This window comes from Stenotrophomonas sp. SMYL89, from assembly GCF_036319985.1.
In the GTDB taxonomy this organism is placed as follows: Bacteria; Pseudomonadota; Gammaproteobacteria; order Xanthomonadales; family Xanthomonadaceae; genus Stenotrophomonas; species Stenotrophomonas maltophilia_Q.
Window position 1 is genome coordinate 96,700 of the sequence record NZ_JAWIRW010000005.1, and the last position, 20,238, is coordinate 116,937.

Genomic DNA, 20,238 nt, shown 5'->3' on the forward strand with positions numbered 1-20,238 from the left:
CTCTGGCGCCCCCCCCCCGCCCCGCCCGTTTCGCCAACACCCCCCCCGCTCGGGCCGCCACGCTACAGATGCGAGATCGAGCACCGCGCCACGCTACAGATGCGCGTCTGCCATGTGCCGCACGTGCTCGGCGGCCTGCGCATGCAGCCAGTCGCGGAACGCGAGGAAGCCACGATGGCTGGCCGAGCGCTGCGGGTACACCAGCCAATGTGGCCAGTCGGTCTTCAGGCGCTGGCTGGACAGCGCGACCAGCTGGCCCGAATCCAGCAGCAGCCGCGCCCGCGTCACCCGCCCGAGGGCCACGCCCACGCCATCCAGAGCGGCGCGATGGTGCGCCTCCGAATCATCCAGCACCGCCACGAAGCGCGACGGCGGGCTCTGCCCGCTCAACGCGAACCAGGCGCCCCATGCCCCGTCCGGATCACCCAGCAGCGGCCACTGGGTCAACGGCACACGGTCGACGCCTCCCATGCGTTCGATCAGCGCCGGGCTCGCCATTGGCAGCAGCCATTCGTCGAACAGCGGCTCCACCACCAGGCCTGGCCATTGCCCGCTGCCCAGCCGCAGCGCGGCGTCGAACTGGCGCTGCCGCTCGAAATCAATCAGGCGTTCACTCGACTGCAGGTTGATCTCGATCTGTGGGTGCTCTGCCACGAAGTGACCCAGGCGCGGCACCAGCCAGGCCGAGGCCATCGACGGTACCGCGCTGATCGTCAGCACGTGCTCGGCACGTGCGGCATAGGGCTGGAAGGCTTCGTTGATCGCATCCAGATGCGGACCCACCTGGTCGAGCAGGCGCTGGCCCTCCAGGGTGAGGGTGACACCACGCGGCTGGCGGATCAGCAGCGGCTGCCCGAGCCGTTCTTCCAGCTGCCGCATCTGATGGCTGAGCGCGCTGACGGTCAGGTTCATCGACGCCGCCGCGCGCGACAGGTTGCCGAGCCGGGCGGCGGCCACGAAGCCCTGCAGGGCATGGAGCGGTGGGCGGGACATCAGGCTTGAATTCCTCTCAAGGCACGCTTGCGGAAATGTCGCTTTTTGCCCGCCCATGCTGCCCGTATCGTGCAATCCACTCAAGTGTAGGCACGCTCATGAACATCTTCGGAGGCTTGTTGTTCCTGCAGGGCCACGTGGCCAGCACCGAGCTGGCACGCCAGCTGGCCAGCCCTCCCACACCTGCCCCGCAGTGCGCGCAGCAACCGGCTGCGCCTGTTCAGCCGCCGAGAACCCGTTGAACGCTCCTCACCCTGCGTACCAGCGTTGGACGTGTTCAGGCAGCCACGGGATCGGATCGATATCCAATGCCCGACAACCGTCGAGGGTGTCACGCAGCGCGCGCTCGCCGGGGCCACTGGGCAGCCGTAGGCCTTCCTCCTCCGGAAGTTGCACCGCAGCCCAGTCGTGCAGCCGGTCCATGCGCAGGCGCAGGGCGGCCCGCAGCCACGCCTTCAGTGGATAGCAGCGATAGCCTTGTTCGCCCAACGCGATAATTGCACGCGACAAGGCCTGGTTGGCACCACGTACCCATTCGGTGCGGCCTCCAGCCTTGTCCTGGACCGTCATCGGCGCCGGCGCGCGGTGCGCCTTGAACGGCGAACGCAGCTGCAGCTCCAGGTCTCGCGCATCGCGCTCGCTTTCCGCTTCCACCAGTGCACCGGCGTCGAGGTCGAAGAACTCGAACCAACGCCGGTGCAATGCGCTGATGCGTCCGAGCGGATCACGTGAGAAACCGATCTTCGCGTAGTCTTCCCACGCACAGGGGAAGACGTAGGCGAAGAAACGACCGTCGATGCGGATATCCGACTGCATGTGCGCAGGCTGCCTCGATAACAGCCCGGGTGCAACCGGGCGTTACCGTGGACGCTGCAGCGCCTCCTGCACCGCCGCAGCCACGTCGGTGTTGTCGATGTAACTGCCGTCGTTCCAGCGCACGTGCTGACGGTAGCCGGCATCAACGCCGCGCACGCGCTTGGCCAGCAGTTCCGACCCCGCGCCCTTGGCCCACAATGGCACCAGCGCGTTGGAGTGGTTACCGGTGGGTCGGAAGCTCATCCCCGGCATGCGGCCGCGTCCATGGTTCCTTACCGGTTCGAAGGCCACGATCTGCGCGTCCGGGCCCATCGGCATGCTGTTGTCGTGGTCGGTGGTGACGATCAACAGGTTTCGCTCCCAGCCACCGTTACGCTCGATCCAGTCGACCACCGCCGTCACCGCGTCGTTGAACTCCACGGTTTCCTCGATCAGACGGCCGTACTGCGGCTGGTCCGTGCACTGGCCGTAGTGCCATTCGGTACCGCAGGCACTGGTATGCGCGGCCCAGTCGGTGGCGCCGCCTTCCACCATCAGGAACAAGCCGCGGGGGGAACGCTGCTGCAGGAACTGCAGCGCGCCACGGGTCATGGTCGCCAGATCGGGCACGCTGTCGATCTTCCTCACTCCCGAAGGCGTGGCTGCATCCTTGCCCAGCACCTGCAGGCGGCGCGCCTGCTGCAGGGTGTTGGCCACGCGCGGTACACCGATCAGCGGCCTGTCGGCCGGCAACCGTCCCTGCGCCAGTGTGGCGAACGCTTCCTTGCTGCGGATCAGGCGCCACGGTCCCGCCGGATTGCCGGCGATGGTGCTGCCCGCTTCCAGCTGCTGCCAATCCTGCTGCGACACCCACTGCCATGGATTCGCGCAGCCCTCTGCGTTTGCGGTGTCCGTGCCTTCGTTACAGGCGCGGCCGTCGACGCTGTAGCCCGGGCCACCGGTGCCCATCACCAGGTCCATGTGCCCTTGCGACAGCATCTGGTGGGCGATGGCGTGGTAGTTGTTGCGCGATGCGTTCTGCGCTGCGAACGCAGCGGGCGTGGCGTGCGCGAAAGGCACCGAGGTGACCACGCCGGTGGCCATTCCCAGGCGCTTGGCGCGCAGCGTGTTGAATTCAACAGCGTTGCCATCGTTGTCCACATTGATGGCGTTGTTGTAGGTCTTGATGCCCGAAGACAGCGCCGTGCCTGCTGCGGCGCTGTCGGTCGCCACCGCGGCCAGGTACTGGTAACCGGCGAACGGCAGGTCCTGCGCCGGCACCGGCTCGGTATCCCAGGCCTTGCCAACGTCGTAGCCGAGGGTCTGCGCGTTGTCGCCGGTCGGCTGGCTGCTGGCGTTCAACGGGAACGTGGTGACCGCCAGGCGCTGCGGGAAATCCGCATAGGGGGCGCCTTCGCGGCTGCCGTACTGCCAGTAGGCAGCGGCATCCCAAGTGCCCCAACCCGCGCCGTCATTGATCATCACGATCACGTTGTACGGACGGACGTCACCGGAAGGAACGGCCCCGGCACGCAGAGCGGGCTGGCAGCCGCCAAGCCCGGCCAGCGCAAGCAGCAGCGAGGAGTGGAGCCAGCGGCGTGGCGTACGTGCCGTCATTGAACAGTCTCCCAGGCCATAGGCGGCCGAAATGACGGTACGTTATATCGTTTCAATATTGCAGCTTCATGCAGCCGCCGCGGACTATCCTGCAGGCCTCCTTCGCCATCGCCGCATGCATGCCGTCTCCCACCTCCGCGCGCGACCCGCTCTCGTCCATCACCCTCGATGCAGCAACCCTCACGGTGATCCACCAGCACAACGCCGACATCGCACGACAGCCGGCGTCGCTGACCAAGCTGATGACCGCCTACGCGGCCTACGCATGCATCGGGGAGTACGGGCACTCGTGGGACGAAACGGTCACCGTCGCTGACGACGATGTGCATGCCGTGGCCGACGACGAAACGCGCATGGGGCTTGTCCCCGGAGAGACCGTCACCCTGGGACGTCTGCTGGAAGGCCTGATGATCGTCTCCGGCAATGACGCGGCACTGGCCATGGCACGTCATCTGGGCGGATCGCAGCCTGCATTCCTGGAACGCATGAACCGGCACGCGCGCCAGCTGGGCCTTCGCAGCACGTGGTTCGCCAGCGTGTCGGGCATCACCACGCCGCGTCATGCATCCAGCGCGCGTGACATGGCGATGCTGGCCGCCTGCCTGCTGAACGATCATCCGCAGATCCTGGCGATCACCGCGCAGCGCGCGTTTGAACATGGCAGCTTCAGCCGCAACAACCAGAACGCCCTGCTGGGCGATGACGGCGTGGATGGATTGAAGACCGGTTATACCCGCGCTGCAGGCTTCTGCCTGGCGGCGACCGCGTGCCGGGCGGTACCCGGGCGTGCGCAGCCGGTGCGGCTGATCACCGTGGCCCTGGGTTCTGAAAGCCGCGAGGCACGCGATGCACGGGTACGTGAGTTGCTGGCCGACGGTTTCGCTGCGCTGGCCGGCACCGCCATGGATGCCTGAGGCCGATCAGCGGCGCTTGACCGTAGCCACGATCAGGCGCTGCAATTCGGCTTCGGCGTCACCCTTGTCCAGCGCCCCGGCAACCACGGCTTCGGACAGGGCTTCGGCTGCACCGAGAATCGCCCAACACCCCGCCAGCGGCACTGAGCCGTCAGCGGCGAACGGGCCCAGCCAGGCGTCGCAGTTGTCGATGAAGTCCTGCTGGTAGCGCCGGCGCACCTCATGCAGCTCCGGCGCGCCCACCAGGGCGGCGAGGATGCCCTGCACTTCACTGCCCTGGCTGAGGATGCAGTCGATGTAACCGGAGGCGATGGCGGCCGCACGATCAGCCAGCTGTGCCCTGGCGCGACCGATACGCTCGTGGAAGACCACCGTCTGCCGTCCGTCGTAGTCATCGTAGAGCGCGGCCAGCAGGCCGTTGCGGGTCACGAAGTGGTCGTAGGCCACCGGCTTGGTCACGCCCGCCGCTTCGGCCAGCCGGCCCAGCGTCAGCGCATCGGTGCCTTCTTCGCCGACCAGCGTCCACGCCACCTCCAGCAGCTGGCGGGCGCGCTGCTCTCGGGTCAGGCGGCGGCGCATGGGAGCGGTGTTGGCAGGCATCAGCGGAACACGGTGATCAACTCATCGGAATACCAATTTTACGGCCGATTTCCACGGCGGTCTGCAGGTGTGCCTGCGCGGCACCGCTGTCGGCGTCGAGCAGCAGTTCGGACGACAGCACGCGCGCGCCACAGTAGTCGAAGATGCCCATGTCGATCTGGGTCTTCATCGCTGTGCCATAGCCGCGCCGTTCGATCATTTCCGCGCCCGCACCACCGACGCCGACCAGGTGCACGCGCAGGCGCTGCAGCTTCTTCTGCACCTTGCCATCGGCGCCGTCCTGGTAAGCCCAGCCCTGGGTGAACACGCGATCGATCCATCCCTTCAGCAGCGCGGGGAACGACCACCAGTACAGCGGATAGACCAGCACCAGCGTGTCGGTGGCGTCCAGCCGTGCATGCTCGGCGGCCACATCGGCCGGCACCGCGCCGGTGCCACGGAACAGCGCCTGGTCCTGCGCGGTGAAGCGCGGGTCGAAGCCCTCGGCCATCAGGTCGGCGTGGGCCACGGTGTTGCCGGCATCGCTCGCAACGATGGCCTCGCCGATGCGCTGGGCGATGGCATGGGTGAGCGAACCAGGTTCGGGATGGGCGGTGACGATGAGGCTATGCATGCGGGGACGTTCCGGAATTCATTACCTACCAATGGTAAGTATCAATTCCCGGGATGCCAGCACCACCAGTGGGACGCTGTTTTCGCACCCCGTATAGTGCCGAGGTTGCCCGTGAGATGCCCGACGATGCGCCGATACCTGCTTGCTTCATTGATGTACCTGTTGCTGGCCACGACGGCACAGCCTGCCCTGGCCGGCGAGCTCACCGCGGCCGAATCGGCCGGCCTGCGCCAGGACGTACAGGCGATGTTGACCGCATTCGCCAAGGGCGATGCCGAGCTGATCATCGCCCGCACGCATCCCAGCCTGAAACGCCTGGCCGGTGGCGATGAGACCTACGCCCAGTCGACCCGCGATACCGTCAAGGCATTGCACAAGGCTGGCGTCGTCATCATCAGTGACGAGGCCGGAGTGCCCGGCCGCACCTATGCCGCCGGTGACGAAGAAGTCTGCTTCGTACCGCGGCAGTCACTGCTGCGTGTGCGCGAAACCGCTATCCGCAGCACCTCGTTCATGGTTGCCGTGCGCCACGTCGGCACTTCGCAGTGGCGCTACCTTGATGGCGCCGGGCTGATCGACAATCCAGCGATGCTCCGGCAGCTGTTGCCGGCACTCGAGCCGGGCGTGATCCTGCCCAAGGGCGGAGTGGAAACGCTGTAGCGCACTTGCAGGGCGACGCTACGCTCCGGCGCATCCATCCACGCATGGCGTGGATCCATCGGCATGCGGGCACAGCTCTTCGGTGGGTGCGTAGCTTGCTGCGCACCGGGCATCCTGCATCCACGCATGGCGAGTATCTACCGGCTGTCCGCTAGCGGAACAACGCGTTCAACGCCGCACCCGAGGCCGCCTGCTGCAGGCCATCGAAACGACCGTCCTGCATGATCGGCTGTGTCGCCTGCATCAAACCTCCCCAGGCGGCGCGCGCCAGCGCACCCCCCAGGCTGACCCGCCGCACGCCGAGTGCGGCGATGTCCTGCAGGCTCAGCGGCGTCGGCCCACCGACCAGCAGGTTCACCGGCTTCGTTCCTGCTGCGGCAACCACTGCACGGATCTGCTCCGGGGTCGTGATGCCGGGTGCGTACAGCACATCGGCACCGGCTTCGGCATAGGCGCGCAGGCGCTGCAGCGTGTCCTGCAGGTCGGGCACGCCCACGAAGAAGTTCTCGGCACGCCCGACCAGCAGCACCTCGCCGCCCGCGCGGTCGATGGCCGCACGCGCCGCACGCAGGCGTTCGACCGCCTGGTCAATCGGGCGCAGCGGTGCATCGGCCACGCCACTGGCGTCCTCGATCGACAGCGCGGCGATGCCGGTATCGATCGCTGCGGCCACCGCCTCCCCCACCGCCTGCGGCGTGGCGCCGAAGCCATCACCGAAATCGGCATTCAATGGAAGTGCTGTCGCCGCCGCCATCAGCCTCAGGTGCTCCAAGGTGGCCTGCAGCGAGACCGCACCGTCCGGTCGCCCTTCGCTCCAGGCGCAGCCGGCACTGGTGGTGGCCAATGCCAGGAAGCCCTGCCGCTGCAGGTAGCGCGCACTGCCCACGTCCCATGGGTTGGGCAGCACGAAGCACCCCTGCGCGTGCAGTTGGCGGAAAGACACACGCTTGTGCTGTGTGTCGGCATCGGGCGGGGTCATGGCAGGGCTCCGGGGCGGCAGACCTGCACCGTAGCCCGCCGTGCGGTCGCGCTCAATGGCATCGAAGCCCGCCATGCATGAGGTGATGCTGCCTGCTTATTGGACGCCACCGGCCACACTGCCCGAGCGTGCGTGCTTGCCCACACCCATGCCGCCACGGAGCCCTTCATGCAGCCTGACCCGCATCTCCTCATCGATGACGGCGACGATGACGGCCACTGGGCCGACCTGCTTTCGCCGGCACGGCGGCGCCTCATCGCCTCGGCCGGGCTGGCCGCCGGAGGCCTGGCCAGTGCCTCGACAGCCTCGGCATCGCCCCATGGCGACGTTGCAGCGAACACCACCGAGCCCGGCCGTCCCGGCTTCCGTGCCATCGTGCCGCCGGCGCCGAAGGGGCGCAGTCCCTGGGGCCAGGCCACGGCCAGCGAACCCACCCCGCGGCCAGCCAGCGTGCGTCCCGGCGAAGCCACGCTGCCCACCACCCCGCGCGCCTATACCGACATCAAGAGCTATCACGCACATATCTACTTCGATGAAGACAGCTTCGAGAAAGCCGCCCTGCTGCGGCGCTGGGCGGCCGAGCGCTTCCCGGTGGAACTGGGCAACTGGAACCTGGAGCCGCGCGGCCCGCATGTAACACCGTCGTTCTACTTCGGCTTCAACAACGACCTGCTGCCGGTGTTGGTGCCGTGGCTGCAGCTCAACAGCCTGGGGCTGACCATCCTGATCCATCCCAACACCGGCGATGGCCGCGCCGACCATCTGTACTACGCCCTGTGGGTGAACCGCGCGCAGCCGGTGAACGCCTACAACTGGCCGGTGCCCAAGCCGGGCGAGCGGGAGGCATTGGAAGAAGTGTTCCCGAACGTGGTGCCGACGGTGCCGCTGGAGACGTGAGCCGCCTTTCCCGCAGGTGCGCGGCTTGCTGCGCACCTTGGGCTGCCCTCCGGTGGGTGCGTAGCTTGCTGCGCACCGAACTTCCATCATCCATGCATGGCGGGGATCTACCGGTCGGTGGCCCTTCACCCGCACGTGGCGCGGGTCCCCGGACAAGGCTCTTGCCGCCATCGTCGGCCTACGTGCACGCATCCCCCGCCCGCACGGCGTTCAGCGCGCCTTGAACCGCCGCCCCGCATAGGGCCACAAGCGCTTCGGCAGATTTCAAACAAACGATTGAAACGCAGCAAACTTCGCCGAACTGGACAGCATCCGCCGGTTCCGCCAGACTGCCGCCCTTTCCCGTCTTCCGGATCCCATGGCGAAGCTGCTGGTCCTGCACGGCCCCAACCTCAACCTGCTCGGCACCCGCGAGCCGGAGGTCTACGGCCACACCACGCTGGCCGACATCGACCAGGCCCTGATCGCGCAGGCCGCCGCCGCCGGGCACACCGTGGAGAGCCTGCAGTCCAACGCCGAGCATGTGCTGGTGGATCGCGTGCAGGCGGCGCGCAACGACGGAACCGCTTTCATCCTGATCAACCCCGCCGCCTTCACCCACACCTCGGTCGCCCTGCGTGACGCGCTGGCGGCGGTGGCGCTGCCGTTCATCGAGATCCACCTGTCCAACCCGCACACACGCGAACCGTTCCGCCAGCACAGCTACTTCAGTGACAAGGCGGTGGGCGTGGTGTGTGGTTTCGGTGCCGACAGCTATCGCTACGCGATGGATGCGGCGCTGCTGCGCGTACAGGCGGCCGTCGCGTGAAGGTGCTGCCGCACGTGCTTGCCAGCATCCTGCTGTGGGCCGGCCTGTGCGGTGCCGCCGCGGCATTCGACCGCAAGGACGAAGGCATCGACTGTGCGCATCCGACCACCACGATGGAGAGCGACCTGTGCGCCTCGGACGTGGCCGCGGCCGCTGACGCCGAACTCAATGCCGTATACGCCCTGGCGCGAAAGCAACTGCGCACGCCGGCCAAAGGCGGCAGCTGCAGCTACTGCGGCGATGCCGAGCAGCAGCTGGTGCTGGCGCAGCGCGCCTGGGTGCAGCTGCGCGACCACGACTGCAACGCGGTCTATGCCCTCAATTCCGATGGCACGGCACGCAACGGCGCACAGATGCGCTGCCTGACCACCCTCGCGCGCGATCGTACGCGCCAGCTGCGCGAGTTCTACGAACTGCTTTGACCCGAGCGCGCTGCGCTCCCCACCACACTGACATCAAGAGCAAAGAGGCCACCATGGATCTCCGCAAAATCAAGAAGCTGATCGACCTGCTGGAAGAGTCGAACCTGGCTGAAATCGAAATCAAGGAAGGCGAAGAGTCGGTGCGCCTGTCGCGCGCCCCGGTGGCCGGCTATGCCGCCCCGGTCGCCGCACCGGTGTACGCCGCTCCGGCCGCCCCGGCACCGCAGGCGATGCCGATGCAGTCGCCGACCGAAGCCTCCACCGGCGGTACCGCCAAGCCGGGCCCGGCGCTGCCGGAAGGCCACGTGCTGCGTTCGCCGATGGTCGGCACCTTCTACGCTTCGTCCGCCCCGGACAAGCCGGCCTTCGTCACCGTTGGCCAGCAGGTCAAGGAAGGCGAGACCCTGGCCATCATCGAAGCAATGAAGATGTTCAACCCGATCGAGGCCGACAAGTCCGGCACCATCGTCGCCATCCTCGGCGAGAACGGCCAGCCGGTGGAATTCGACCAGCCGCTGTTCGTGATCGGCTGAGGGGCACGCCATGCTCGACAAAGTCGTCATCGCCAACCGAGGGGAAATCGCGCTGCGCATCCTGCGCGCGTGCCACACCCTCGGCATCCGCACGGTGGCCGTGCATTCCACGGTCGACCGCAACCTCAAGCACGTGGCCATGGCCGACGAGTCGGTCTGCATCGGCCCGGCGCCGTCGCCGCAGAGCTACCTCAACATCCCGGCGCTGATCGCCGCTGCTGAAGTCACCGACGCGCAGGCGATCCACCCGGGTTACGGCTTCCTGTCGGAGAACGCCGACTTCGCCGAACGCGTGGAAGAGTCCGGCTTCATCTTCATCGGCCCCAAGGCCGACACCATCCGCATGATGGGCGACAAGGTCGAAGCCATCCGCGCGATGAAGTCGGCCGGCGTGCCGTGCGTGCCCGGCTCGGGCGGCCCGCTGGGCGAGGACATCGTCGCCAACACCAAGATCGCCCGTGAGATCGGCTACCCGGTCATCATCAAGGCGGCCGGCGGTGGTGGTGGCCGTGGCATGCGCGTCGTGCACGCCGAAGCCTCGCTGAAGACCTCGATCGAAACCACCAAGAGCGAGGCCAAGGCCGCGTTCGGCAATGGCGAGGTCTACATGGAGAAGTTCCTGGAGAATCCGCGCCACGTGGAAATCCAGGTGCTGGCCGACGGCCAGGGCAACGCCATCCACCTGGGTGAGCGCGACTGCTCGATGCAGCGCCGCCACCAGAAGGTGGTGGAAGAAGCCCCGGCACCGGGCATCACCGCCGAACAGCGCGAGCAGATCGGCAAGGTGTGCACCGAAGCCTGCATCCGCATCGGCTACCGCGGCGCGGGCACGTTCGAGTTCCTGTACGAGGACGGCCGCTTCTACTTCATCGAAATGAACACCCGCATCCAGGTGGAACATCCGGTCACCGAAATGGTCACCGGCATCGACCTGGTGGCCGAGCAGCTGAAGATCGCCGCTGGCCAGAAGCTGTCGATCAAGCAGAGCGACGTGGTGCTGACCGGCCACGCGATCGAGTGCCGCATCAACGCCGAAGACGCCGAGACCTTCGTGCCGAGCCCAGGCACCATCACCGGCTTCCATCCGCCGGGCGGCCCCGGCGTGCGCGTGGATACCCACATCTACAGTGGCTATCGCGTGCCGTCCAACTACGACTCGATGATCGGCAAGCTGATCGTGCACGGCCCGGACCGCGAAACCGCCATCGCCCGCATGCGGGTGGCGCTGAGCGAGATGGTGGTCGACGGCATCAAGACCAACATCGCCCTGCAGCAGCGGATCATGCGTGACAAGGGCTTCCAGGCCGGTGGCCAGAACATCCATTACCTGGAAAAGCGCCTTGCCGAGCGCAAGAACAAGCCGATCGCACTGACCTGATCGGCAGCAGGTGCTGGACATGAAAAGGGCGGGGATATCCCCGCCCTTTTCTGTTGTTGTAGAGCCGGGCCCACGCTCGGCTTGCTGGAAAAGCAGCCGAGCATGGCTCGGCTCTACAGCAGGTGCATCAGCGCTTGTCGGCAGCTTCGGCCGGGATCTGCGAATTCGCCACCGGGCGAACACCATTGGGCGAGCTCGGGTCGACGATCACCATCGTCTCGGTGGACCCATCGGGCCACACCACCTGGAAAGTACTGCCTGCCGGCAACGAAGCAAACGGCATGCCGCTCTGCGCGCGATAGACCGCAGCGACCTGGCTGGCACCCACGCGGCGCACATCTTCCTGCGCCTTCACCGTGGTCAGTTCCACTTTTGAAAGATGCCGGTAACGATCTTCATAGGTGTCGATCATCAACAGCCCGACCGCGCCGGCCGAATAGGCCACGAACAGCGCCACCCAGAACCAGAACTTGGCTCCATGCAGGAATCGACGGTAGTTCATTGCCCGCCCCTCTTTCCAACCAATCGCTTGATCCACTGCTTCATTTTCCCCGCACCTTGCCGCGAAACCGCAGCGTCATACACGAAATCCCGGAAATCCTGCGTCCCATCCTGCGAACAGATCCCTCCATTCGCACAAAAACTGTTGACCAGCACACTGTCGGCACCACACGGTAGACCGAGTTCGCAGGCCGCAACCCGCCATGCCAGTTCACTGAGCTGTTCTCCCGCCACCAGGCCAGTGAGCGCCTGGTCCCCCGCCGCGCGCACGCCCATCCCCGGCGCGATCGCCATGAAGGCCTCCGGATCGCGCGATGTGCGCACCCGCTCGACCAGGTCACGGCGGTACTCGGGGCTGTCATGCAGCGGTTCGCCCTCGGCGAACAGCGATGCTTCCGCAGCCAGGTTGCCCTGCGTGGCCGCCTTGCGACGCTCGGCCAGCACCAGCGCGGACCCCAGCTTGTCACCGGGTACGAAACCGCCACAGCGCTGTGCCACGCGCTCGCGGGCCTGCACCATGGCCGGCGCGGCGGTCAGGCCCAGCCCGGCCAGCACGTTGTTGTCCAACCGGTAACCGCCCGGATCGATGGCGTACTGCGCGCAGTAGTCGTAGACCCGGCTGAGCATCCAGCGGGCTTCGTGGTTGCCTTCGTCGGCCTGCACGCGCAGGCGCTGCGCGTAGGCGTACAGATCGGTCGCATCCTCGATGTCCGCGCGCAGGTCCAGCGGCAGGCCCGAAGGCAGCCCGTTGCCGCGCTCGAACGCCGCCAGGCGACGCGCCAACGCTTCCGGCACTACCGGCAGGCTTGCCGCATCGTCCGCCGCAACCCGCGCCGTCGGCAGCTCGCCTGCGGTCACCGGCACCGATCCGGCATGGCCGCTGGCCCGATACCCGGCCACGCCCAGCACGGCCACCGCCGGCAGCACGAGCAACCAGGTTTTCAGGGTCGGAGCAAAGGCCATTGGCGGCAGTGAGCGTTCACGGCGCACAGGAAAGCACCAAGTTTAACAAGGCCCGACAGGCCTGTCTGAACCGGTTCCGTTCATCTCCGAGCGGCATCTCAGGCAATACGGAGACGCTCCGATGGTCTAGCATGGCCCCCTTTCCCGCGATTGCCCCCACCGCCATGCCGTTCCTGGAACTGACCCTGCGTTGCACCGAAGCTACCCAGCCCCGCTATGAGAATGCGCTGGAGGACGTTGGCGCACTGGCCGTCACGCTGCTTGATGCCGAGGCCGATACCAGCAACGAACAAGCCATCCTCGAGCCGGGCGTGGGCGAGACCCCGCTGTGGGACACCCTGGTGCTGAGCGCGCTGTTCCCGGCCGACAGCAATGCGCTGCTGCTGTTGGCCGCACTGGAGTCCTTCGACCCGGAGCTGGACTGGAGCAGCGGCAGCTTCCGCGCGGTCGAGGACGAAGACTGGGAACGCGCCTGGCTGGACCAGTTCCAGCCGATGGATTTCGGCAGCCGTACCTGGATCGTGCCGTGGAACCATGAACTGCCGGAGGCCGCGCAGGCGGCCGGCGCCGCCGTGGTGCGGCTGGACCCGGGCCTGGCGTTCGGCTCGGGCACTCACCCGACCACCGCGCTCTGCCTGCGTTGGCTGGACCAGCTGGCCGTGGACGGCCTGCTGCAGGGCCAGCGCGTGCTCGACTTCGGCTGCGGCTCCGGCATCCTTGCGCTTGCCGCGCTGAAGCTGGGCGCCGCTGAGGCCATCGGCGTGGACAACGATCCGCAGGCACTGGTCGCCACCGCCGACAATGCCGAGCGCAACGGCCAGCAGGCGCGCATGCACCTCTACCTGCCACAGGACGAACCCGTCGCCACCTACCCGATCGTCGTCGCCAACATCCTTGCCTCGGCACTGGACGCGTTGGCCGAGCTGCTGGCCGCACGCGTCGCTGCCGGTGGCCGCATTGCCCTGTCCGGCATCCTGCATGGCCAGGAAGGTGAACTGCTGCAGCGCTATGGCGCATGGTTCGACGATCTGCAGGCCACCCAGGATGGCGACTGGATGCGCATCACCGGCGTGCGCCGCGCCTGATCGTGGTTGAATGACCGCTGGATCCGAGCCCGCACCCTGAGCATGTCCGAGCCGAACCCACCGCGCCGTCCCCTGGCCACCTTCCTGCGCACGACGCCGGAGGGTGAGGCTGCGCCTGCGACCGATGCGCGCACGCAGCACGACGTTGAGCACACAGCGCCTGCAATGCAGGCGCCGACCGAGCCCGTTGATCTGGCACATGCGCCGACGGCGGAGATGCGACACGACGATGACACGGTCATCGTTGATGACACCGCGGCCATCGAACCGGCACCGGTCGTACTACCGGCAACGACGGTTGCCGCCGATGCACCCAGTTTCCTCGGCAACCCGCGCCCACCTGCCCTGCCAACGCCGCGCTGGCACTGGGTGCTGGTCGCCGCGCTGGCGCTGCTGCTGGTCCTGCAGAGCGTGCTGGCCGACCGCACGCGGCTGGCCGCCGACGCCGGCAACCGTGCATGGCTGGGCACGCTCTGTGGCGTCCTGCGCTGCAGCCTGCCGGCCTGGCATGAACCCACCGCCGTCACCATGACCAGCCGCGAGATCCGCCCGCTGCCCGGGCAGGCCGGTGTGCTGCAGGTGCAGGCCAGCATCCGCAACGACGCACGCTGGGCACAGGCCTGGCCGGACCTGCGCCTGTCACTGTCCGATGCTGATGGCCGTGTGATCGGCAGCGGTGTGTTCACGCCTGCGCAGTACCTGGGCGAGAACCCCGGTGCGGCCCTGCTGGAACCGGGCCAGAGCGCGCGCGTCGCGTTCCGGGTACAGGAGCCCGCCGCATCCACCGTCGCATTCACCTTCGACTTCCTCTGACCGTGAAAAGGCGACCGGCCGTGGCAGGCCGGGCACGCTCGCGCTAGACTGGCCGCCACCACCTCGTCCGGCCGCGCGCTCCGCGCGCACGGGCCAACCGAATCGGGAACCCCCTTGAACGCTGTCCTTTCTCGTCCTGACAACAGTCGTGGCGCTCCCCGGCCACCGCTGCGTGAACATGTCGCCCAGTCCGTGCGCCGTTACCTGCGTGACCTTGATGGCTGCGACGCGGACGATGTCTACGAGATCGTGCTGCGCGAGATGGAGATTCCGTTGTTCGTGGAAGTGCTCAACCACTGCGAAGGCAACCAGAGCCGCGCTGCGGCAATGCTGGGCATCCACCGCGCCACCCTGCGCAAGAAGCTGAAGGAATACGGCATCAGCGCCTGAGCGCGCGCGTGGATAGTGCCGGCCGCTGGCCGGCAACCCCGTGAACGATGGCAGGATGTTGCAGTTGCCGGCCCGTGGGCGGCACTGCCGGTCGAGCCCCGCCCTGCGTGGCTGGAAGCCCGGCAGAATCACCCGCCCCCGCCCGCCTTCCAGTAATACCGCACCACATGGAAGAACACCGGCGCGGCGAAGCACACCGAATCCAGCCGGTCGAGCATGCCGCCATGGCCCTCGATCATGTGCCCCCAATCCTTGATGCCACGGTCACGCTTGATCGCCGACATCACCAGGCCGCCCCAGAATCCCATCAGGTTGATCAGCAGCGACAGGCCGAACGCCTGCAGCGGCGTGAACGGGGTGATCCACCACAGCGCAGCGCCCAGCGCGCTGGCACTCAGTACGCCGCCGATGAAGCCCTCCACCGTCTTCGACGGCGACAGCTTCGGCGCGATCAGGTGCTTGCCCAGCAGCTTGCCCCAGATGTACTGCAGCACGTCCGAGGACTGCACCACGATCACCAGGAAGGCGAACAGCAGCACATTGCGCGACGGATCATGGCCGGGCACGTGCAGGTTCAGCAGCAGCGGCACGTGCGAGATGCAGAACACGCAGATCATCAGCCCCCACTGCACCTTCGCCGTGCGCTCCAGGTAGTGCGTGGTGTCGCCGCCGATGGTCGACAGGATCGGCAGGAACAGGAACGCATAGACCGGAATCAGCAGCGTGTACATCCCGTACCAGTCGATCCACACCAGGTAGTACTGCCAAGGCAGCACGATGTAGAACGCCGCCAGCAGCGCGTAGTAGTCACCCGAGCGCGTCGGTGCCAGGGTGATGAACTCGCGCAGCGCGAACAGCGAGATGATCGCGAACAGCACGATCACCCCGGCACGGCCGAAGAACAGCGCCAGCCCGACCACGATCGCCATCACCCACCATGCGCGGATGCGCGACACCAGATTGGCGATCACCGCGCTGGGCCGGCCGCGCTGGCGCCAGCGCAGCGATTCGGCCACCAGCGTGGCCAGTACCAGCACCGCACCGACGCCGGCGAACAGCAGGCCGGTCTGCTGGCCCACACTCTGCGTTGCCAGGTCGCCGGACACATCGATCAGGAAACTCATGCGCGCCCTCCGTTCGGCGCCAGGTCCAGCAGCGCCTGCCGGCTGCGGGCCAGGAATGCAGCCTTGTCCTCGTCGGCCTGCAACCGCAGCGGCGTGCCGAAGGTAGCCGTGCACAGCAAGGGCAGTGGCAGGAAGCGGCCCTTGGGCATCACCCGCTTCAGGTTGTCGATCCATACTGGAACGAACTCCAGCTCCGGGCGTTGCCGGGCCAGGTGGTAGATGCCGCTTTTGAACGGCAGCAACGGCTCATCGCCCACGTTGCGCGTGCCTTCCGGGAACAGGATCAACGAGCAGTCCTCGTCCACGGCATCGCGCAGGGCCTGCAGCGGGTCCTGCTGGCGATGCCCGGCCTCGCGCTCGACCAGCACGCCGTTGAACACCGCATCGATCAGGTAGCGACGCAGGGCATCGCGCTGCCAGTACTCGGCAGCAGCAACCGGGCGCACCTGGCGCCGCAGCGCAGGCGGCATGGACGACCAGATCAGCACGAAGTCACCATGGCTGGCGTGGTTGCCGTAGTACACGCGGCGCTCGCTGGACGGCGCGCAGCCGATCCACAGCGCGCGTGCACCGGTTACTACATGGATCGCACCACTGCAGGCGCGGGCAATCAGTTCGGCGAACATTGGTCCCTCCCATTCACGTCTGCGGCCACAACACGGCCAGCACCAGCAGTGCGAACTGCGCCGCGGTCAGCAGGTACTGGCGCAGCAGCAGGCGACGCATGCCGGCCCAGCGCGCGTCCCAGCCCCGCAGGGGCACATCGGGCGACGCTGGGCGCAGGCCACTGTCCTGCAGCAGCTGATCGGTGCGGCGCGCAGCGGCATCGCCGTCCAGGCCCTCGTCACGCAGCTGCTGCAGCAGGCTGGCGTCCAGCGCCACCCGCCACGCGTGGTACGTCTGCGCCGCCCCCGCAAACATGCTGGCCAGCAACAACCCTGCGGCGACCATCGCCAGGCCCGGCTCGGTGCCGAGCAGCAGCAATGCCACCAGCAGCAGCCCCAGCGACAGGCATGCCGGCCAACGCCCCTGCCGCAACAGCAGCTGCATGGTCGCAATGTCAGGCGTCGTGCTCATGCAGGGTCTCCGGCGGCAACGGTGATCCCGCGCAGGTGCGCCTTGCCCAGCACGATGCCCGGACGCGCTGCACGCACGATCGCCACCGCCGCATCGGCATCAGACGCACGACCACTGCGCAGCAGCCAGGCCGCCACGCTGGCAGCACTGCGCGAGTAGCCCAGCGCACAGCACACCAGCAACGGCCCCTGCGCCCGCAGGCGCTCGATGGCCTCGGCTGCCTCGCGCAGCTGCTCCGGCGTGGGCACCACCAGGTCCAGCATCGGCACACCGGCGTATGCCGCACCCGGCGCGCAGCAGGACAGCTCGGCGCAGGCATCGACCACGCCCACCAAAGGTGTCGGCAATGCCGTGCAGGGAATCCGGCCCAGCCACACGCCGTCCAGCACCGGCACCGGCTGCGGCGCACGCCGGGTCCATAGCCGTGAATTCATCCACGCTGCCGCCAGATATGGAGCCAGCAGCCAGCGTGCCGCCATGGTCAAGCGACCATCGGCGCGCTTCTGGAACACCGCCGTACCCAGCCCGGCATAGGCAAGCGCTACCAGCAGCAGCGACGCCACCGGCCACAGCAGCCACAACGCCGCGCCACGCAGAAGCACCACCGGCACCAGCACTACAGTAGCCGCCAGCAGGTACAGCGCCGCCAATCGCCAACGTTTGGCATCACGCGCAGTACGCCAGGCACGCAGCGGCGGCGTGCCCTGTTCCGGCCACAGCCACACGCACAGCCAGCCGGCCAGCAGCCCGGTCGGGATGTCGATGAAATGGTGCTGGAACGTGGTCAGCACCGAGACACCGATCAGCAGCGCCCACACATGCAGCACCCAACGCCACACGCCGTGCAGGTACTGCGCGAACTTCACCCAAAGCACGATCAGCAGCACGATGTGCAGCGATGGCGCCTGGTTGAACGGCTTGTCGAAGCCCAGCAGCACATCGAACAGCCAACCGAACACGCCGCCGATCTCCGGCCGCTCGAAACTGAAGCGCAGCGGCCACAGCAGGAAGCAGGTCACCGCGATCAGCTGTGCACTGAACAGCCGCAGCGCATGCCGGTCCAGTTCCAACCGTTGCCGGCACAGGAAGAAGGAGACTGCGTAGAAAAGGTCGATCGACCAGTACGGCACGATCGTCCACGGGACGAAGGGAATGCGCGTCTCCCAAGCGAACGCCATCACCGGCAGTTCGGCATGGCGACCGGCCATCCAGTTGGCGAAGCCGTAGCTGGCGAAGAAGAACGGACCCAGCAGGGCCAGCCACAGCAGAGCGCGCCGCCAGGGGCGCCTTTCCGCGGCCAGCGGGGTGGCGGCCAGTGTCGCCATCACGCGGTCCGGCGTGCCAGTGACACGGTGAAGATGCCGAATTCGTCGATGCGCTGCGCCACCTTCTCGAACCCAGCCAGGCGCACCAGCTCATCCATCTCCTGCTGGGTACGACGACGCATCACCCACGCTGCGCCGCCGCGGTGGCTGGTCAGCGCGCGCGCAATGAATTCCAGCTGCGGGTGCCAGGGCTGGCCGGTGTAGGCCAGGTAGCCGCCCACCGGCACCGTTGCGGCGATGCCCTGCAGCGAGCGCAGCACGGCGTCGTTGTCGGGGAACAGTTCGTACAGGCCCGACACCACCGCCAGCGTCGGCGCCGGATCGACCTTCGCCAGCTGCGACGGATCGAACGCATCGCCCTGCTCGAAGCGTGCGATGTCGGACGCACCGAGGCGCTCGATCAAGGCCTGGCCCTGGGTCACGTTCAGATCGCTGAAGTCACGCAGCACGATGCGGTCGGCGCGCTGTTCGCCCTGGCCCAGCGCTTCCAGCACATAGCGGCCATGGCCGGCGGCCACGTCCAGCACACGCACCGGCGTGCCTTGCCCACGCAGGCGCTGGGCGGCATCGCGCAATAGTTCCTGCAGGTGCTGGCCACGGATGCGGATGCCACGCCAGCCGATCGCATCCAGATAGTTGCGGTCGACCATGCGGCCGAACGGACCCTTGCCGCGCGCTTCGTCGCGATAGATGTAGTCCAGCGTGCTGCCGGAATCAAAACCGGTCTGCAGGCCCAGCGCGATGCCTTCGGACAACGTGCCGCCAAAACGCAGGCCGCCACGCACCACGCGCCAGCGCAGGTCCGCGAGGCTGTTGCGTTCCGGCGGCCAGGCCAGGATCTCCGATTCCTCGAAGGTCGGCCCGTGCCGGTGCGCATCGCGCCGTGACAGCTCACGCAGCGGCTCGGCGAAACGTGCCTGGATGAAACTGCGGATGCGCGCCAGCGCCGGTGCGCGGTCGCGCTCGCCCAGCGTGTCGTGGAAGAAGCCCGGCAGGTGCACGCGCTCCTTGACCGGGCTGGACAGGCGCTCGTAGAAGCGGTCCTGCGGGCCACGATGCACGACGAAGTCGGATCCGGACACCAGCAGCTGCACCGGCACGCTGATTGCCTGCGCATCGGCCACGATACGGTCGGCGGCCTCGTACAGGCCCAGCAGTACGCGCACCGAGATCGGGCGGGTGATCAGCGGATCGGTGCGGTAGCTCTCCACGCGCGCCGGGTCATGGGTCAGCCACTGCGGCTTGACGTAGCTGTTGACGAAGAAGTTGCCACGCAGCTTCTGCATCAATGCCAAGCCCGGGCGTGCGAACGGCACGTACAGCTTCACCTTGAACGCCGGCGAGGCCATCACCAGCGCACGCAGGCGCGGTGCGTAATCGTGCACCCACGTGGCAGCAACCACGGCGCCCACGCTCTGCGCGATCACCACGATGTTCTCCACCGCGATGCCGTGTTCGGCGCCGATGTGGGCGATGAAACTGTCCAGGTCACGCACCAGCGCCGGGAAGCCCGGTGCATCGCCACGTGCGCCTGGCGAACGGCCGTTGCCACGCGCATCCCAGGCGAAGAAGGCGGTGTCGGGCAGGTCCAGCTCGTCGACCAGGTGAGTGACGCGGCCGGAGTGCTCGTGGCCGCGGTGCAGCAGCACGATGGCCTTGCTGGCCGGGGCTGCGGTGGTGCCCGGCCAGTACCGGTAGAACAGCGGTACCTGATCGAAGCTGTGGAATTCCCGTTCCTGCGCCTGACGCAT

24 protein-coding genes are annotated in these 20,238 nt (G+C 67.5%); 11 read left to right on the top strand and 13 right to left on the bottom strand.

Annotated features, from left to right (window positions below):
• Nucleotides 1-93 precede the first annotated feature (93 nt).
• Complete coding sequence (locus tag V3B41_RS08120; protein WP_010481100.1) at nt 94-993, bottom strand: LysR substrate-binding domain-containing protein; 900 nt, start codon at nt 991-993, stop codon at nt 94-96.
• A 98-nt stretch (nt 994-1,091) separates the two neighbouring features.
• Between V3B41_RS08120 and V3B41_RS08125 the strand changes: the two genes are divergently transcribed.
• Nucleotides 1,092-1,235 (top strand): hypothetical protein, encoded by a 144-nt coding sequence (locus tag V3B41_RS08125; RefSeq protein WP_180849023.1) that lies wholly within the window; start codon nt 1,092-1,094, stop codon nt 1,233-1,235.
• Between the two features lie 7 nt (nt 1,236-1,242).
• Here the strand turns inward: V3B41_RS08125 and V3B41_RS08130 are convergent, their stop codons facing one another.
• Both V3B41_RS08130 and V3B41_RS08135 read right to left on the bottom strand, forming a co-directional pair.
• On the bottom strand, nt 1,243-1,809 hold the full coding sequence (locus V3B41_RS08130) for a GIY-YIG nuclease family protein (protein WP_049428968.1): 567 nt from the start codon (nt 1,807-1,809) through the stop codon (nt 1,243-1,245).
• A gap of 42 nt (nt 1,810-1,851) precedes the next feature.
• Nucleotides 1,852-3,405, bottom strand: coding sequence for an alkaline phosphatase (locus V3B41_RS08135; RefSeq protein ID WP_329860621.1), 1,554 nt, complete (start codon nt 3,403-3,405; stop codon nt 1,852-1,854).
• 119 nt (nt 3,406-3,524) lie between these two features.
• Here V3B41_RS08135 and V3B41_RS08140 point away from each other — a divergent pair, with 119 nt between their 5' ends.
• A complete protein-coding gene (locus V3B41_RS08140) occupies nt 3,525-4,319 on the top strand; it encodes a D-alanyl-D-alanine carboxypeptidase family protein (RefSeq protein ID WP_329860623.1) in 795 nt (264 codons plus the stop codon).
• 6 nt (nt 4,320-4,325) lie between these two features.
• Here the strand turns inward: V3B41_RS08140 and V3B41_RS08145 are convergent, their stop codons facing one another.
• On the bottom strand, nt 4,326-4,919 hold the full coding sequence (locus V3B41_RS08145; RefSeq protein ID WP_329860625.1) for a TetR/AcrR family transcriptional regulator: 594 nt from the start codon (nt 4,917-4,919) through the stop codon (nt 4,326-4,328).
• Nucleotides 4,920-4,935: 16 nt separating this feature from the next.
• Nucleotides 4,936-5,532 (bottom strand): NAD(P)H-dependent oxidoreductase, encoded by a 597-nt coding sequence (locus V3B41_RS08150; RefSeq protein WP_329860627.1) that lies wholly within the window; start codon nt 5,530-5,532, stop codon nt 4,936-4,938.
• A 126-nt stretch (nt 5,533-5,658) separates the two neighbouring features.
• Here V3B41_RS08150 and V3B41_RS08155 point away from each other — a divergent pair, with 126 nt between their 5' ends.
• Nucleotides 5,659-6,192, top strand: a complete 534-nt coding sequence (locus V3B41_RS08155; RefSeq protein WP_329860629.1) for a hypothetical protein — start codon at nt 5,659-5,661, stop codon at nt 6,190-6,192.
• Between the two features lie 151 nt (nt 6,193-6,343).
• Here V3B41_RS08155 and V3B41_RS08160 read toward each other — a convergent pair whose 3' ends face one another.
• Nucleotides 6,344-7,171, bottom strand: a complete 828-nt coding sequence (locus tag V3B41_RS08160; RefSeq protein ID WP_049429008.1) for an isocitrate lyase/phosphoenolpyruvate mutase family protein — start codon at nt 7,169-7,171, stop codon at nt 6,344-6,346.
• Between the two features lie 168 nt (nt 7,172-7,339).
• On the opposite strand from V3B41_RS08160, the gene V3B41_RS08165 reads away from it, so the two are divergent.
• From V3B41_RS08165 to accC, 5 genes are all read left to right on the top strand, one after another.
• Complete coding sequence (locus V3B41_RS08165) at nt 7,340-8,068, top strand: DOPA 4,5-dioxygenase family protein (RefSeq protein WP_329860631.1); 729 nt, start codon at nt 7,340-7,342, stop codon at nt 8,066-8,068.
• Between the two features lie 358 nt (nt 8,069-8,426).
• Complete coding sequence (gene aroQ, locus V3B41_RS08170) at nt 8,427-8,876, top strand: type II 3-dehydroquinate dehydratase (RefSeq protein ID WP_049428974.1); 450 nt, start codon at nt 8,427-8,429, stop codon at nt 8,874-8,876.
• Nucleotides 8,873-9,298 carry a lysozyme inhibitor LprI family protein gene (locus V3B41_RS08175; RefSeq protein WP_329860633.1) on the top strand — a complete coding sequence of 142 codons (426 nt, stop codon included), beginning with the start codon at nt 8,873-8,875 and terminating at the stop codon, nt 9,296-9,298. Before aroQ ends, V3B41_RS08175 begins: the two co-directional genes overlap by 4 nt.
• A 53-nt stretch (nt 9,299-9,351) precedes the next feature.
• Nucleotides 9,352-9,831 (top strand): acetyl-CoA carboxylase biotin carboxyl carrier protein, encoded by a 480-nt coding sequence (gene accB, locus V3B41_RS08180; protein ID WP_010481080.1) that lies wholly within the window; start codon nt 9,352-9,354, stop codon nt 9,829-9,831.
• 10 nt (nt 9,832-9,841) lie between these two features.
• On the top strand, nt 9,842-11,209 hold the full coding sequence (gene accC / locus V3B41_RS08185; RefSeq protein ID WP_049428976.1) for an acetyl-CoA carboxylase biotin carboxylase subunit: 1,368 nt from the start codon (nt 9,842-9,844) through the stop codon (nt 11,207-11,209).
• 127 nt (nt 11,210-11,336) lie between these two features.
• Here accC and V3B41_RS08190 read toward each other — a convergent pair whose 3' ends face one another.
• Together V3B41_RS08190 and V3B41_RS08195 are read right to left on the bottom strand one after the other, a co-directional pair.
• Nucleotides 11,337-11,711: a hypothetical protein gene (locus V3B41_RS08190; protein WP_329860636.1), complete on the bottom strand. Its 375-nt coding sequence runs from the start codon at nt 11,709-11,711 to the stop codon at nt 11,337-11,339.
• Entirely contained in the window at nt 11,708-12,673 is a 966-nt protein-coding gene (locus tag V3B41_RS08195) for a hypothetical protein (protein ID WP_049428977.1), read from the bottom strand. The genes V3B41_RS08190 and V3B41_RS08195 overlap by 4 nt, the downstream gene beginning before the upstream one ends.
• A gap of 164 nt (nt 12,674-12,837) precedes the next feature.
• Between V3B41_RS08195 and prmA the strand changes: the two genes are divergently transcribed.
• From prmA to fis, 3 genes are all read left to right on the top strand, one after another.
• Nucleotides 12,838-13,758, top strand: a complete 921-nt coding sequence (gene prmA, locus V3B41_RS08200) for a 50S ribosomal protein L11 methyltransferase (RefSeq protein WP_329860778.1) — start codon at nt 12,838-12,840, stop codon at nt 13,756-13,758.
• Between the two features lie 42 nt (nt 13,759-13,800).
• On the top strand, nt 13,801-14,571 hold the full coding sequence (locus V3B41_RS08205) for a DUF3426 domain-containing protein (RefSeq protein WP_329860638.1): 771 nt from the start codon (nt 13,801-13,803) through the stop codon (nt 14,569-14,571).
• Between the two features lie 114 nt (nt 14,572-14,685).
• Nucleotides 14,686-14,961 carry a DNA-binding transcriptional regulator Fis gene (gene fis, locus V3B41_RS08210; RefSeq protein ID WP_005419706.1) on the top strand — a complete coding sequence of 92 codons (276 nt, stop codon included), beginning with the start codon at nt 14,686-14,688 and terminating at the stop codon, nt 14,959-14,961.
• Nucleotides 14,962-15,089: 128 nt separating this feature from the next.
• Here fis and V3B41_RS08215 read toward each other — a convergent pair whose 3' ends face one another.
• The 5 genes from V3B41_RS08215 to V3B41_RS08235 are packed head-to-tail and all read right to left on the bottom strand — an operon-like array spanning nt 15,090 to nt 20,238.
• Complete coding sequence (locus V3B41_RS08215) at nt 15,090-16,085, bottom strand: phosphatidate cytidylyltransferase (RefSeq protein ID WP_049428980.1); 996 nt, start codon at nt 16,083-16,085, stop codon at nt 15,090-15,092.
• A complete protein-coding gene (locus tag V3B41_RS08220) occupies nt 16,082-16,711 on the bottom strand; it encodes a lysophospholipid acyltransferase family protein (RefSeq protein ID WP_049428981.1) in 630 nt (209 codons plus the stop codon). Before V3B41_RS08220 ends, V3B41_RS08215 begins: the two co-directional genes overlap by 4 nt.
• Nucleotides 16,712-16,724: 13 nt before the next feature.
• Nucleotides 16,725-17,162, bottom strand: coding sequence for a hypothetical protein (locus V3B41_RS08225; protein ID WP_329860642.1), 438 nt, complete (start codon nt 17,160-17,162; stop codon nt 16,725-16,727).
• The gene (locus tag V3B41_RS08230; RefSeq protein WP_329860780.1) at nt 17,159-18,463 is read right to left on the bottom strand and encodes a phosphatase PAP2/dual specificity phosphatase family protein; all 1,305 of its coding nucleotides are present in this window, start codon (nt 18,461-18,463) and stop codon (nt 17,159-17,161) included. The genes V3B41_RS08225 and V3B41_RS08230 overlap by 4 nt, the downstream gene beginning before the upstream one ends.
• Nucleotides 18,464-18,486: 23 nt before the next feature.
• On the bottom strand, nt 18,487-20,238 hold the full coding sequence (locus V3B41_RS08235) for a bifunctional alpha/beta hydrolase/class I SAM-dependent methyltransferase (RefSeq protein WP_049428984.1): 1,752 nt from the start codon (nt 20,236-20,238) through the stop codon (nt 18,487-18,489).

What these genes read in the sequence shown, in the direction of transcription:
- V3B41_RS08120 (WP_010481100.1), bottom strand. Translation starts at nt 993, where the DNA reads ATGTCCCGCCCACCGCTCCATGCCCTGCAGGGCTTCGTGGCCGCCGCC.
- V3B41_RS08125 (WP_180849023.1), top strand. Translation starts at nt 1,092, where the DNA reads ATGAACATCTTCGGAGGCTTGTTGTTCCTGCAGGGCCACGTGGCCAGC.
- V3B41_RS08130 (WP_049428968.1), bottom strand. Translation starts at nt 1,809, where the DNA reads ATGCAGTCGGATATCCGCATCGACGGTCGTTTCTTCGCCTACGTCTTC.
- V3B41_RS08135 (WP_329860621.1), bottom strand. Translation starts at nt 3,405, where the DNA reads ATGACGGCACGTACGCCACGCCGCTGGCTCCACTCCTCGCTGCTGCTT.
- V3B41_RS08140 (WP_329860623.1), top strand. Translation starts at nt 3,525, where the DNA reads ATGCCGTCTCCCACCTCCGCGCGCGACCCGCTCTCGTCCATCACCCTC.
- V3B41_RS08145 (WP_329860625.1), bottom strand. Translation starts at nt 4,919, where the DNA reads ATGCCTGCCAACACCGCTCCCATGCGCCGCCGCCTGACCCGAGAGCAG.
- V3B41_RS08150 (WP_329860627.1), bottom strand. Translation starts at nt 5,532, where the DNA reads ATGCATAGCCTCATCGTCACCGCCCATCCCGAACCTGGTTCGCTCACC.
- V3B41_RS08155 (WP_329860629.1), top strand. Translation starts at nt 5,659, where the DNA reads ATGCGCCGATACCTGCTTGCTTCATTGATGTACCTGTTGCTGGCCACG.
- V3B41_RS08160 (WP_049429008.1), bottom strand. Translation starts at nt 7,171, where the DNA reads ATGACCCCGCCCGATGCCGACACACAGCACAAGCGTGTGTCTTTCCGC.
- V3B41_RS08165 (WP_329860631.1), top strand. Translation starts at nt 7,340, where the DNA reads ATGCAGCCTGACCCGCATCTCCTCATCGATGACGGCGACGATGACGGC.
- aroQ (WP_049428974.1), top strand. Translation starts at nt 8,427, where the DNA reads ATGGCGAAGCTGCTGGTCCTGCACGGCCCCAACCTCAACCTGCTCGGC.
- accB (WP_010481080.1), top strand. Translation starts at nt 9,352, where the DNA reads ATGGATCTCCGCAAAATCAAGAAGCTGATCGACCTGCTGGAAGAGTCG.
- accC (WP_049428976.1), top strand. Translation starts at nt 9,842, where the DNA reads ATGCTCGACAAAGTCGTCATCGCCAACCGAGGGGAAATCGCGCTGCGC.
- V3B41_RS08190 (WP_329860636.1), bottom strand. Translation starts at nt 11,711, where the DNA reads ATGAACTACCGTCGATTCCTGCATGGAGCCAAGTTCTGGTTCTGGGTG.
- V3B41_RS08195 (WP_049428977.1), bottom strand. Translation starts at nt 12,673, where the DNA reads ATGGCCTTTGCTCCGACCCTGAAAACCTGGTTGCTCGTGCTGCCGGCG.
- prmA (WP_329860778.1), top strand. Translation starts at nt 12,838, where the DNA reads ATGCCGTTCCTGGAACTGACCCTGCGTTGCACCGAAGCTACCCAGCCC.
- V3B41_RS08205 (WP_329860638.1), top strand. Translation starts at nt 13,801, where the DNA reads ATGTCCGAGCCGAACCCACCGCGCCGTCCCCTGGCCACCTTCCTGCGC.
- V3B41_RS08215 (WP_049428980.1), bottom strand. Translation starts at nt 16,085, where the DNA reads ATGAGTTTCCTGATCGATGTGTCCGGCGACCTGGCAACGCAGAGTGTG.
- V3B41_RS08220 (WP_049428981.1), bottom strand. Translation starts at nt 16,711, where the DNA reads ATGTTCGCCGAACTGATTGCCCGCGCCTGCAGTGGTGCGATCCATGTA.
- V3B41_RS08225 (WP_329860642.1), bottom strand. Translation starts at nt 17,162, where the DNA reads ATGAGCACGACGCCTGACATTGCGACCATGCAGCTGCTGTTGCGGCAG.
- V3B41_RS08235 (WP_049428984.1), bottom strand. Translation starts at nt 20,238, where the DNA reads ATGCGTCAGGCGCAGGAACGGGAATTCCACAGCTTCGATCAGGTACCG.